Source organism: Cellvibrio sp. UBA7661, from assembly GCA_002483365.1.
Taxonomy (GTDB): domain Bacteria; phylum Pseudomonadota; class Gammaproteobacteria; order Pseudomonadales; family Cellvibrionaceae; genus Cellvibrio.
Window position 1 is genome coordinate 109,717 of sequence record DLHT01000013.1, and the last position, 13,101, is coordinate 122,817.

General features: G+C 48.2%; 12 protein-coding genes. 7 read left to right on the top strand and 5 right to left on the bottom strand.

Annotated elements, in window-relative coordinates:
* Positions 1-2: 2 nt before the first annotated feature.
* Positions 3-1,541 (bottom strand): DUF3369 domain-containing protein, encoded by a 1,539-nt coding sequence (locus B2739_RS11540; protein WP_331346005.1) that lies wholly within the window; start codon positions 1,539-1,541, stop codon positions 3-5.
* 223 nt (positions 1,542-1,764) lie between these two features.
* Here B2739_RS11540 and B2739_RS11545 point away from each other — a divergent pair, with 223 nt between their 5' ends.
* The 6 genes from B2739_RS11545 to B2739_RS11570 all read left to right on the top strand — a co-directional run bounded on the left by B2739_RS11545 (position 1,765) and on the right by B2739_RS11570 (position 8,484).
* Complete coding sequence (locus B2739_RS11545) at positions 1,765-3,912, top strand: TonB-dependent receptor plug domain-containing protein (protein ID WP_331346006.1); 2,148 nt, start codon at positions 1,765-1,767, stop codon at positions 3,910-3,912.
* An 87-nt stretch (positions 3,913-3,999) separates the two neighbouring features.
* On the top strand, positions 4,000-4,854 hold the full coding sequence (locus B2739_RS11550; protein WP_331346007.1) for a MipA/OmpV family protein: 855 nt from the start codon (positions 4,000-4,002) through the stop codon (positions 4,852-4,854).
* A gap of 11 nt (positions 4,855-4,865) precedes the next feature.
* Positions 4,866-5,312: a DUF3019 domain-containing protein gene (locus tag B2739_RS11555; protein WP_331346008.1), complete on the top strand. Its 447-nt coding sequence runs from the start codon at positions 4,866-4,868 to the stop codon at positions 5,310-5,312.
* 36 nt (positions 5,313-5,348) lie between these two features.
* Positions 5,349-6,068 carry a response regulator gene (locus B2739_RS11560; protein WP_331346009.1) on the top strand — a complete coding sequence of 240 codons (720 nt, stop codon included), beginning with the start codon at positions 5,349-5,351 and terminating at the stop codon, positions 6,066-6,068.
* Positions 6,069-6,086: 18 nt separating this feature from the next.
* Positions 6,087-7,412 (top strand): ATP-binding protein, encoded by a 1,326-nt coding sequence (locus tag B2739_RS11565; protein ID WP_331346010.1) that lies wholly within the window; start codon positions 6,087-6,089, stop codon positions 7,410-7,412.
* A gap of 202 nt (positions 7,413-7,614) precedes the next feature.
* A complete protein-coding gene (locus B2739_RS11570) occupies positions 7,615-8,484 on the top strand; it encodes a PEP-CTERM sorting domain-containing protein (RefSeq protein WP_331346011.1) in 870 nt (289 codons plus the stop codon).
* 99 nt (positions 8,485-8,583) lie between these two features.
* Here B2739_RS11570 and traF read toward each other — a convergent pair whose 3' ends face one another.
* From traF to rsgA, 3 genes are all read right to left on the bottom strand, one after another.
* Positions 8,584-9,735, bottom strand: a complete 1,152-nt coding sequence (gene traF, locus B2739_RS11575) for a conjugal transfer protein TraF (RefSeq protein WP_331346012.1) — start codon at positions 9,733-9,735, stop codon at positions 8,584-8,586.
* A gap of 278 nt (positions 9,736-10,013) precedes the next feature.
* Positions 10,014-10,823 carry a sulfurtransferase gene (locus B2739_RS11580; RefSeq protein ID WP_331346013.1) on the bottom strand — a complete coding sequence of 270 codons (810 nt, stop codon included), beginning with the start codon at positions 10,821-10,823 and terminating at the stop codon, positions 10,014-10,016.
* Positions 10,824-10,962: 139 nt separating this feature from the next.
* Positions 10,963-11,982 carry a small ribosomal subunit biogenesis GTPase RsgA gene (gene rsgA / locus B2739_RS11585; RefSeq protein ID WP_331346014.1) on the bottom strand — a complete coding sequence of 340 codons (1,020 nt, stop codon included), beginning with the start codon at positions 11,980-11,982 and terminating at the stop codon, positions 10,963-10,965.
* Between the two features lie 119 nt (positions 11,983-12,101).
* On the opposite strand from rsgA, the gene orn reads away from it, so the two are divergent.
* Entirely contained in the window at positions 12,102-12,647 is a 546-nt protein-coding gene (orn, locus tag B2739_RS11590) for an oligoribonuclease (protein WP_049632362.1), read from the top strand.
* A 240-nt stretch (positions 12,648-12,887) separates the two neighbouring features.
* Here the strand turns inward: orn and B2739_RS11595 are convergent.
* The coding region (locus tag B2739_RS11595) for a hypothetical protein (RefSeq protein ID WP_331346015.1) at positions 12,888-13,101 on the bottom strand (214 nt) is incomplete at its 5' end.

A 13,101-nucleotide genomic window follows, 5' to 3' on the forward strand; every position in this document is an offset into this window, starting at 1 on the left:
TATCAGTGGTGTGTATGGTCGGGTAAGTTGCGGCGAATCTCGCGGAAAGCTTCAAATAATTCCAGCGCCGCATCCACAATCGCCGGGTCAAATTGTTTGCCGCGGCGCTCGCTGACGTACTGGATAATTTCACTTTCTTGCCAGGGTTTTTTATAGGAGCGCTCGGAACCGAGTGCGTCGATCACATCAATAATGGCGACTATACGCCCTTCCAGCGGGATGTCTTCGCCTTTAAGGCCGTTAGGGTAGCCATTACCGTCCCAATGTTCGTGATGACTCACGGCGATACGCGCGCCCATTTTGGCGATGGTACGGGTAGAGCCTTGTAATAGATCGTAGCCAATTTGCGCGTGGGTTTTCATCACTTCCCATTCTTCATCATTGAGCTTTCCTGGTTTGTGCAAAATGCTTTCCGGTATGCCGATTTTGCCGATGTCGTGCAGTGGCGATGCGTGTTTCAAAATCTCGGCGTATTCACTGGATTGGCCCAGTTTCAACGCCATGAGTTCGCACATCAGCGCAACGCGGCGCACATGTGAACCGGTTTCTTTTGAGCGCTGTTCAATCGCATCGCCCAATACCAACAGTAATTCTTTTTGGGTTTCCTGGATGTGCTCACGGTTGTGCAAATTTTGGAAAATCAACGTAATGTTGGCCGCAAATAATTTTAAAATTTCATCCTGCTGCGCGTTATGTGCTTCATGGAAGCGGGTGTAGAGCACGCTCTGGGTATTTTCATTGGTGTGGTAATAACCAACAAAAACATTTTCAGCCACTGATGATTGTTGTTGCTCCAATGCGTCAATGATGGCGTGTTTGACATCTGCAGGAAGTATGTCGGTATCCCATTGATTATTGAGTTTGACTTCATCGCCTGTCGCGGCCAATAAAATTAATTCAGCATCGCCAAATAAATCGATATGTTGACTCACCAAATACATTTCAGCGGTTTTGATATTCAGCAACTGTACCGTGTGGCTCAAGATGGCGTTGCCAAATTGGTGGAGTGTCTGACTGCGCAGTACTGAGTCCGATGCGGCGATGACTTTTTGCATACCGCGCTTGCTGGTTTCAATGGTGAGGATGTCGCGATAGGAGCGGATGGATGAGTAAACGCAGGTTTTTAATTTAGTATCGGTCAGTTCGGTTTTGCTTTTGTAATCATTGATGTCGTAAGTGCGGATAATCGTTTCTTCCGGTGCGCTACCGGGTTGGCCGGTGCGCAGCACAATACGCGTGGAATGGTTTTGCAGATCGTTGCGGATTTTGTGGATCAGCTGCAAACCGGCGTCGTCACTTTCCATCACTACATCAATAAATGCCAGAGCGATATCCGGGTGATCCTGAAATAAACGCAAGCCATCCTCAGCGCTATAAGCGTTGAGAAATTGCAAGGGTTGGCCATCGAGCTGGGTATTTTTAAGCACCAGTTGGGTGACGGCGTGCACTTGCTCTTCATCATCGATAACAGCCACTTTCCAGGGTTTGGCCAGTGGGTTCTTCGCGGATGCCAAGGTACTGGCCGGTTTCAGAAACTTCATAGTCATCCCTCTTCTGATTACCAAAAAAGTATAGGTGCTTCCTGCGGTGCGACACTGTTCTCTTTAGACCATTTTGATAATTTCTTTTAACAATCAGGTTGTTTTCGCAATAAATCGCGCGGAGTTGTTACAGATGGATACAGACGCTTGCGCACTGTTACACCCATGCTGGCGGCCAGTCAGTAGGCTGTGCGGATTATTTGCAGCCAAAAAGGAAACTGCCATGCTCAGCTCCAAACCGCGCCCTTCATTAATCCACTGCCTGCTGGTTTCATTTGCGTTTGTTCCGGCAACTATTGTGTTGTTGATAGTTGAGTTGTTGATAGTTGCATTGTCGATAGTTGCCAATCCTGTATTTGCCGATTCTGTATCTGCTGATGGCGAAGCGGTTGAAGAACTGTTTGTGCAAGGCCGTCAGGGTGATTACTCGGTTATTACCGAGCAGGCGCAAAAAATGATTGATGTTCCCGGCTCATTGAGTGATCCGCTGATGGCGGTGTTTAGCCTGCCCGGTGTGATCAGTGAAGGCGATGGTGGCGGTGCACCGGCAGTGCGCGGTTCATCGCCCAGTGATAACCGCTATTTGGTGGATGGTGCACCGGCTGCGTATGTATTCCATGCCTTTTCCACTTCGATTTTCCATGAAAATATTATCCAGAACTTCGAGTTGTATTCAGCGGGTTTTGGGCCGCGTTACAGCAATGCGATTGGCGGCGTATTTGATATCAAATTGCGCGATCCCAAAGCGCAGGACATCAGTAGCAAAGTGGATATCTCTATTTTGCGCGCGGGGATTTTTACCGAAGGCGAGGTCACCGACAATTCGGCTTTTTATGTATCGGCGCGCGCAAGCTTGTTGCAATATTTTTATGATACCGACGAAGCCGACCAAGAAGATGGCATCCGTGTGCAGGATGCGCCAGAAGACACCGACTACCAATTCAAATACCAATATCGTATTGGCGATGCGCACAAGCTGACGTTCAGTGCAAACGGCGCGAGTGATTTGGCCGCAGCAGAATTTACCGAGCGCTCAACCGAGGTGATGGAAGAACCGGATTTTGCCGGTAATGCCAAAATCAAAAACCAATTCAATAACCAAAATTTGCGCTGGCAATTTGCACCCGATGAACGTCAAGAATTAGATGTACAAATTGGCCATTACCAAAAACAGGAAGATACATTTTGGGGTGGCGATAACTATTTTTTTGACATCACCACGGAAGATAATTATGCACTCGTTCACTACGATCTGCTGTTAGGTGAGCGCCACACCTTGTCGCTGGGTGCAGAAGCGCACGATACCCAATACCGTTACGATGCGCGCTTTATCAATTATGTGTGCACCGAATTTGATCCGGATTGCGAATTGCGCCGCGGTGAATTATTGGTAGCGGCAGATGACGTAAATATCCGTGAACACTCAGCGTATATCAATGATCATTGGCTGCTGAGTGATCGCGTGGCTGTCGATGTCGGCGTACAAACCCATTACAACAATTACACCGATGAAACCTTTACCCATCCGCGTATAGCTGTCGCGTGGGAATTTATCGACAACTGGACGATCAATACCTCTGCCGGTTCCTACAATCGCTTGCCGGATATTGACAAAATATTCCCGGAAATTGGCAACACTGAATTGAAATCGCCCACCTCAAACCATTACACATTCGGTATCAAACACGAATTGGATAATGAGTGGAGTTGGTCGGTTACTACTTACTACAAAACCATGGATGATTTGCCGCTTGCTAGCGATGTGAATCTCAATAACGGCAGCAGCGTTGCTAACAACAGTAACAATAACAACAGCGCGCTTTATACCAACGATGTAGAAGGCGATGCATACGGAGTGGATATTTTTATCAACAAAGGTTTGACCGAGCGCTGGTACGGTTGGCTTGCTATCAGTGCATCGCGCAGTACGCGCACCAACAAACTGACAGGCGTTGAGCGCGATTATTATTTGGATACGCCGCTGGTATTGAATTGGGTCATGAATTATCAACTCAATGATCGGTGGACGATGGGCACACGTTTGACGGCGCAATCAGGCCGCGCCATTACCCCGATTGTCGGTGTGCAGCCCAACCCCTGGTTTGAAGGCCGCATACTGCCGGTATACGGCGAGCCCTATTCGGAAAACTTGCCGGTGTACACACGGCTTGACGTGCGTTTCAAGCGCGATATGACATTATGGGGTTACACCGGCACCTACAATATTGATATTCTCAACGCCCTCAACCGGCGCAATGTGACCGACCGCAATCTGGATTACAAACGCACCCAGTCAGCGCAAGATTTTAAATTGGAAGATGAAGTGGGTATGGGCATTATTCCGGCGGTCGGTATGTCGCTCTCGTTTTAATTAAATAGGTTTCTTTCGTTTTAAATCGTTGTCTTTCGTTCTAAAACTGTCGTTAGCGTTTTTATTATTAGGGTGTTGATAGTGGTTATGGGGATTAATCGTTCGCGCGCGTTGTTCATTATCGTTTTGTCGGTGTGCATGGGCATGTTGCCGTTATCCGCGCTGGCAGGCGATCTTTCCAGCGATGTACGCAAAGGTGCGTCGGGGCCGGATTCCGGCGACGGCGGTTACTTTGAAATTGGTATGGGCGTAACAGCCTATACCAGCCCCATATTGGGCGCGCCGGAAGGTAATGAAAAAGACGAAGTCCATCCGGAATTATTTGTGGATATCAACGCGCGCTATCAATACCGCGGATTTTTTGCTGAATTATTTTCACAAAGTCTGGAGCAATTTACGCTCGGCTACAATTTTCACAACGGGGAAAATTGGGCGATAGATTGGGTTGCGCTGATGCAACACGATGAAATGAGCGCGGAGGAATCCAATGATTATCGCGGATTAAAAAAACGGCATTTCGATTTTATGTCCGGGCCGCGCGCGACAGCGTATCTTGGTAATTACATCGTGCAATTACACGCACTCACTGACATCAGTAACACCCATCACGGCGAATTGTATTCACTCAAGCTTGCACGTCACTGGCAATACCGCAATTGGACGATTCACGGCATTGTCGGTGCAACTTATCGCTCGCGCCAGATCACCAATTATTATTTTGGTATCGATGAAACAGAAGCATCTGCGCAATTTCCGGTATTTTCTGCATCGTCAGCGATGGCCTACGTAGGTGAACTGGGGGCAACTTACCCGCTGAGTGAGAAATGGGTGCTGCGCAGTTTGATCCGCCGCATTGACATAGGTACCGATGCTGAAAAAAGTCCGCTTATTCTGGACAATCATGGCGACATGATTGCCACGTCCATCAGTTACGTATTCTAGCGGCGATGGTTATGGCAAGAATATTCCAAGGATTGTTAATCACCGCAGCGATTTTGTTATCGCCTTTATTGTGTGCGGCTGGTGATACATCGGTCAATGCTGCAAATAATATTAACAATCCATCGGTCAACACATCTGCAACGCAAGCCAGTGTGCTGCTGACTCCGGTGCGCTGTGTTGCATTGCACCAGGGACAAATGTGTTACCAGAAGGTGCAGGTTTCCTGGAGTAGTGAGCAGGTAGGAAACTATTGTTTGTATGTCGATGACCAACCCGAGCCATTACATTGTTGGCAAGCGCAGGCGCAAGGTAATTACGCGTATGAATTTGCCAGCGCGCAATCGCAAGTGTTGCAATTGAAAAACGCGCAGCAACAATTATTGGCGCAAGCCACTATGGAAGTGGCGTGGGTTTATAAATCCAATACCCGCCGAAAAACCCATTGGCGTTTATTTTAAAACGCATCGCCTTGATCCTTTGGGAAAATTACAGTCATGAATACGCCAGCAGTAACGACAGAGCATCAGGCCAGCATTTTGTTGGTGGAAGATGATGCATCGCTCGCCGAGTGGATTGTGAATTATCTGCGCGGACACAATTATCGCGTACATCATATTGCGCGCGGTGATCAGGTCGCTGCTTATGTGCAACAGCATGCGCCCGATCTGGTGATTCTTGATGTGATGCTGCCGTACAAAAGCGGTTTTGATGTATGCCGTGAATTACGTATGTTTTATCCACAACCAATTTTAATGCTCACTGCCTGTGGTGAAGAGGCAGATGAAATTTTAGGTTTGGAATTAGGCGCAAATGATTACCTGTCCAAACCGGTTCGCCCGCGGGTATTGCTTGCGCGTTTGAAAGCGCTGTTGCGCCGTGAACCGCAAGAGCCATCAGCACAGGGCATTTTGCGTTTTGGCCAATTAAAAATCCTGCGCGATGCCAAAACGGTTTTTTACCGCGATGAAGTTGTCGCCATTACCGCGCATGAATTTGATGTGCTTTGGTTGCTGGCAAGCAATGCAGGTAAGGTGATCCGCCGCGAAGAATTGGTCACGCAATTGCGCGGTATTGAATACGATGGTTTTGATCGCTCCATCGATATTCGCATTTCGCGCTTGCGCAAAAAACTGCACGATAATCCCGAACAACCCGTGCGTATCAAAACCGTGTGGGCGAAAGGTTATTTATTTTCGCCTGAAACCTGGGAATAACATGACCGGTAATTGTCTGTGCAACGTTTGACGCTCTCACTGCTCCTGGTGGTTATTTCGGCGGTAGTTGGACTGGGGTGGGGAATAGACCGCTGGTACAGCGCGCGTTTTGCCACCGAAGATCCCGCCTTCAGCGCCTATAAAACCCTGGGCGCAGCACTGGCGTATTCGCTCGATCAGCTGCGCGGTGATTTGCATTCCGGTTTGGCCAGTATTCCATTGCAGCCACAATTGACCGACGAAAAAAATTTCCCCTTGCCGGGCGATGTAAAAGCAAAATTTATTGCCGGTGAGCCGCTGTTGTTGGAATCGGGCAATCAATTGACGTTGCATTTTTATTTGCCTGTGCACCAACAGGTGTTGTCGTTAACCTTGCCGGAGGAATTACATCAGGATGCGCAGCACTCACTGCGTTGGTTGCTCACGCTGTTATTTTACGGCGGCGTTATTTTGGTGGTGCTGATTTGGTTGTATCCGCTGCTGCGCCGCTTATCGCTGTTGCGCAAAACCGCACAGGCATTTGGTGCGGGCGATTTAACCCTGCGCATTGAACCGGATGCCGGTTCTTACATCCACAGTATTGAACTGGAATTCAATCGCATGGCGCAGCGCATTGAGCAATTAATCGCAGACAATAAATTATTGTCGCGCGGGCTCTCGCACGATTTACGCACACCACTTGCGCGTTTGCGCTTTGGTTTGGAAGTATTGCAGGAAGATGAACTGACCGACGCGCAGCAAAATAATATCGCGCACTTAAACCGCGATTTAACGGCGATGGAAGCGCTGGTAGAAGCACTGCTGAATTACGCGCGTCTGGAGCAGGCCAATATCGCGTTTGAACGCCGCCCGATGGTGCTGGCTGATCTGCTTGTGCAATTGCATGGCGATGTCTATGGCGATCAGGTAACACTCAGACTAGCCACAGAGGCGCGCGCAGTGGCGGTGGATCTCGACCCGGATTACACCGCGATGCTGGTCCATAACCTTTTGCAAAATGCACTGCATTACGGCAGGGGCGTTGTGCATCTCGGCCTTGCTGTGGAAGGCGGATACCTTCGGCTGGATGTGGAAGACAACGGCTCCGGGATTGCGCCACACGAACGTGAAAAAGTGCTAAAGCCGTTTTATCGCAGCGAACAGGGCAGCAGTTACCGCGGGCACGGCCTTGGGCTGGCGATTGTCGCCCGCATCGTGGAATGGCACAGGGCGCGGCTGGTATTGGCGGAGTCCGCTGCATTGGGTGGGTTGTGTGCCAGCATTTACTTTCCTGTTTCCGTCCATGTTTCCGTTCATGCTTCTGGCAGCCTGCAGGATGGCGCTAATATCAACCTGACAAAATAACGTCGGGTTGCTTTACAACGTTGTCATCCGTGAAATCCTTAATGCGATCTAAGTCTCTGTTTTTGTGGACTCTTCCTAAAATGGTGCAAATTTTGCTGATTTAAACGTCGCCGTAATGGCCACTACTTATTAAAACAAAATCTCTTACATACAAATCTTATAAATACGGCATGAGGCCTGACAATCAACCAAAGGTGTTCATGTGATTAAGCAAATTTTTAAATCGGTGGTAATGAGCTGTGCATTAACCTCCGCTTCTGTGTTCGCATTGCCGGTCGATTTGGGTAATGCAGGCAATTACACCCTTCTGGCAACAGGTACCACTGTGCATCATGGCATCCAGGATATGGGTAGCCTGGTGTTGGGCTCTGAAGCTTATATTTATGGCAATGTTGGTGCCCGTGACCAGCTGAATATGGCGCACGGCGCGATTGTGTATGGCGATGCAGATTATGGCTCGCTGATCCAGGAGCCGGGTTCATCGATTGAAGGCGATGCCAACGCGCAAGCTTCTGCTGCATTTTGGGATGCACTGTATACGGATGTTAAATCCGCTTCAGTTGCGGCCAAAAATCTCACTGGCTCTAGCAAGGGCTACATCAATTCCAGCCAAACGTTTAACACCCAAGGCGACTTATCGGTATTCAATATTCTCGGTTTGAGTTTGAGTGCTGGTAGTAAATTGACATTGAGTGGCGACGCGGATGATGTGTTCATCATCAACGTTGACTACTTCGGTTTCTATTTGGGTGGCGGTGCAGAGATTGCATTGGCCGGTGGCCTGAAAGCCGAGAATGTACTGTTCAATATGCACGGTGCTTACAATGCAGGTCACGTCAATGTGGCGGCAGGCACCATGAAAGGTACTTACATCGCTCCGGATGCATACATGCAATTGGGTGATGGTTTGAACCTGGACGGTGTGCGCTTTTTAGGTGCTGGTATTTCCGGCAACTTGCAAACCGTAAAAGGCTTTACTCCACCGCCAGTGGTGAGTGTTCCCGAGCCATCAGTATTGTTGATGTTCGGTTTGGGATTGTTTGGTTTGGGTGTAATGCGTCGTTCGCGTTAACCGAATCGATTTAACGTCACATAAAAAGCCCCCGGCCAATGATTTGGTCGGGGGCTTTTTATTTACAGGCATTATGTTGTTGTGCTTGATTGGGTTGAATTAGAAACGCAATCCGCCACTTAACGCTACGCCTTCAGTATTGTTTGAACCGGTGATGTAAGCCAGATTGAATGTGCCAACACCAATACCAACGGAATAGGTATTTTCCAATGTGTCTTTTTGGTCTTGTTCAAAACCGGTTCGCAAACGTAGCCATTCCCATGCGCTGTACTCGACACCTGCGCGCAGCATTTGTGTCTCGCCTCTGATGCCAATCGCCGGGACAGCATTCAAGTCGTACGCGAGTTCAGCTTTTAAATTGCCTTTCACGTAACCGACTGAGCTTGTGAATTGGCGCTCAATTGAAATTGTTTCGGTGGGATCAATAGTTTTAAATGTTTTGTTTTGCAGGTTGTTGGCGACAAAACCATAGTGAACATTGCCCTGAATATAAGTAATGCCCAGGTCATAGTTTATTGCGTCTTCTTTGTAAGTATATTCGTCTGCATCGAAATCACCTTCATCAAAGTTGGCAACGTTAGCAGTGTAAATAATACTTTCCACTTCGACTTTTTTGGGTTTGAAACCAACCAATAAATGATTACCGTTTTCCAACTTGAATGCTTTTGCGATCGAAATTCCCAGGTCGGTTACGATGGCACCATGACCAGTGATTGAAGATTCCAATTCATCTCCCAGATCAGATGGATCAAAATTTTGCGCTACGTATTGATCAATTAATGCAAAGTCATTCTCATCCACATTTGAGGTCAATGAAACATGGCCACGCGCATTGACAATTAACGCCATTGAAACGACTTCGGTAGGAATCGACAATGCGAGATTACTGCCAATAGTAAGCAGCGCGCTGTCGCCATCGATATTTTCAATGCGGGTTTTTAAATCTTCGGCTTGAACATCGGTTAGTGTTTGTGAGTTTTTGATGTCATCAAACAGATCAACCAGTTCGTCGGCCTGATCAATCAAATCATCCTGATCGGAAATTAATGCGCCTGCACTGAGCAGTAATGCGAAATCATCTTTTTCGGGATTGTAATAAGCGCCCAAGCTAGGGTTGAGCAATACACCTTCGGAGTAATTGCCGGTCGCATAAGCAGCACCCGACATACCGGATAAGCTACCGTGAAGTTCTGCCGCCAAAGAAGGGAGGGCCATGCTAAGCAGTGCTGTGCTTAAAAGTGTTTTTTTCATGTAATGCTCCGTGTGTGTTTTTTCTGATCATGTGTGCGCCGCATCGATAATAAAAATTATTCGATTGGGATTATGTGGTTGAATTTTCTCCAAACGGCGGCGCTGTGACATATGTCGCAGGGGAGTCTAGCAAACAAATGAGAAATCAATATGAAATTGGAGTGGGTGATGATGAAATTGGAATGGGCGATGATGGAGTTAGAATAGCTTCTGATCAGTGTTGTCTTAAATGCCCGCAATGCGGGCATTTTTTGAGCGAGAAAAATGCGTGTGAAGTTTTATTTTTCAACCGGTGTTGTCGGGTGATTGCCCCATTCTGCCCAAGAGCCGTGGTAGCCGCGAATATTTAATCCAACTGCTTTGCCTACCAAATAAGTAAAGCCGGAGCGGTGGTGGCTTTGGCAGTGGGTGACAATTCTTTTGTCAGCGGTAAAACCGAGCGATGCTAAATATTCGCGCGCATCAGTGCGGATTCTTAATGCGTTATCGCGATCCATCAGGTTGGCCCAGTCACAATTAATCGCGCCGGGAATGTGGCCATTTTTTTGTGCTGTTACTCGTTCACCGGAATATTCTGCCGGGCTGCGTGCATCCCACACTACAAAATCCGCGCGATCCAGTTCGCCTAAAATATCCGTTATTTCAATAACAACTTTAGGATCAATTTTTACGCTGACTTGCGTTGGTGTAAGTACCGGAATTTCTTTGGTGAGCGATTGGCCAGATGCAATCCATGCATGCAGCCCGCCATTTAAATAGGAATAATGTTTGTGGCCGATGGCATCGAGTGTCCAAATCATTCGGCCGGCCCAGCCACCGCCTTCATCGTCGTACACCACTACGTGTGTGTCTGGTGTTAATCCTAAAAATGAAAATACGCGATTGAGTTGTTCAACCTGTGCGATCTTGCCCGGTACCGGTGGTTGGCCGCTTAAAATTTTATGCGGTGGAACGTGAATTGCGCCATCGATGTGCCCTTGCAAATAAGTTTGCTCGGCACACATATCGATAATTAATAATTTGTTATTCACCGGTTGCGCCAACAATGCAGCAAGTTGTGTTGGCTCAATTACAAAGGGTAAGGCCATTTTTGTATTCCCTCTTTAAAAGTGTGAATCCCCCCGGTTGCGCCGACCCCCTTTTTCAAAGTGGGTGCCCCATTCAATGCGAGCTTGGCTCCCTCCCTTTGAAACGCGGCGCGTAGCCAAGGGAGGGCTGGGGAGGGATTTAATTCTCGTTTAACGTACGCAAAATATAACGGTAAGAATCCATGCGCGTTGCGCTGATCTTGCCATCGGCCAGCGCTGTTAAAATCGCACAGCCGGGTTCATGGCGATGCGAACAATCGCGAAATTTACAGTGACCAATAAAGGGTTTGAATTCGATAAACCCTTCCAGCACTTCATCTTCCTCCATGTGCCATAAACCAAATTCGCGAATGCCGGGCGAATCGATCAAATGCCCGCCGCCGGGAAAGTGTAAAAGTGTCGCGCTGGTAGTTGTGTGCGTACCCTGTTGTCGCTCCGACAAATCGCCCACACGCAAATTGGATTCTGGTAACAGCGCATTAACCAGCGATGATTTTCCCACGCCCGATTGCCCTACAAACACGCTGGTGTAGTGGGTGAGATATTCACGCAATTCATCAAGCCCGGTTTCGGTCTTGGTGGATACCATAAGCACTTTGTAACCTAAGTTGCGATAAGTTGTTTCAAGATAGGTAATTTTGTCGCGTGTGCTGTCATCGATGCGGTCGGTTTTATTTATCACTAACACCGGTTCCATATCAATCGCATTGGCTGCTACCAAGTAGCGGTCAATCAAATTCGCGTGGGGTTCAGGGTAGGGCGCGACCACAATCATAATGCGGTCAATATTCGCAGCCACGGTTTTCATATCGCCGTGCGGATCAGGGCGCTGCAAGGCGGAATCGCGCGGCATAACTGCCACCACCACACCCATCGGGTTGCCAGTGCGCCACACCACTCTGTCGCCAGTCACCAGCGAGCCAAGGTTACTGCGGAAGTGGCAGCGCTGGTGTTTGCCTGCATCCTCGCCCTCGGTCGCTTCCACCACCACCTGGGTGCCGTAATGGGTAATGATCAGCCCGTGCTGTTCAGGCCCCAAATCGCTCTCATTTAATTGTTCGTCGGCCAAAGAATCGCGTTTGGCCGCGCGTGCGGTGCGTTCTTCCTGAATTTTATCGATGCGCCATTGCTGGCGGCGAGTAAGTTTGCGTTTGGACATGCGTGAGTGAACTGGCCTGTGAAATGGGTGATGTTTGGCTAGACTGGGTAATTACTTTAAGCTGCGCGCAATTGTGCCCTATTTACGAAGTAAAAACCCATGTTGTCGAGGAATTACCTATGTTGAATGAAAACAATCTCATCTGGATTGATCTGGAAATGACCGGCCTGAATCCCGATACCGACGTCATCATCGAGATCGCCACCATCGTCACCGACGCCGACCTCAACATCCTCGCCGAAGGCCCCGTATTCGCCATCCACCAGCCTGACAGCATCATGTTAAATATGGATGACTGGAACACCAACCAACACGGCAAATCCGGCCTCACCCAACGCGTGCGCGAAAGCCAAATCAGCATTGAACAAGCAGAAGCGGAAACCATTAAGTTTTTAGAGCAATGGGTACCCAAAGGCAAATCCCCCATCTGCGGCAACTCCATCTGCCAAGACCGCCGCTTTTTAGTCCGCGGCATGCCCAAACTGGAAGACTACTTCCACTACCGCAATTTAGACGTAAGCACCGTAAAAGAATTAGCCCGCCGCTGGCGGCCAGATGTCATCGCCGGCGTAAAAAAATCCGGCGCACATTTAGCGTTGGATGACATTAAAGATTCAATTGCAGAACTGCAGCACTATCGCGCTACGTTTTTTAAGATGGATTAATGTGTAGTGAGAGATTAAAAAAAGGCGCCGGTTGGCGCCTTTGTTTTTGATGGGGGTTTTATTTCTGGTTTCGGCCAATTGCGGCCATTCGCGAGAATCAATTACGCCGGTAAAAGCTGACATTCGGTATAAAAGCTTGTAAAACGGAGAGCTGAAAATACGTGGGGAATTACGTCAGGAATTTAAAAAAGAAATCCGCTTACTAACAATGTCAAACACTGTTAGTAAGCGGCTAATAATTTAGCCTCCAACCGCTATAACCAATGAATCACGTTCGATATGCGTGGATCGATACCGAGTATCAACACCTATCTCCGGAGCGAATGATGCAATTGCTTGTATCAATGCAGCATTTCTATCAACATAAATTTTCCCAAAATGCTCATTACTCTCCATCATATTATTAACCACACCTATCGACTCGACTGGCTCTAACTTAAACCAATTGACATTA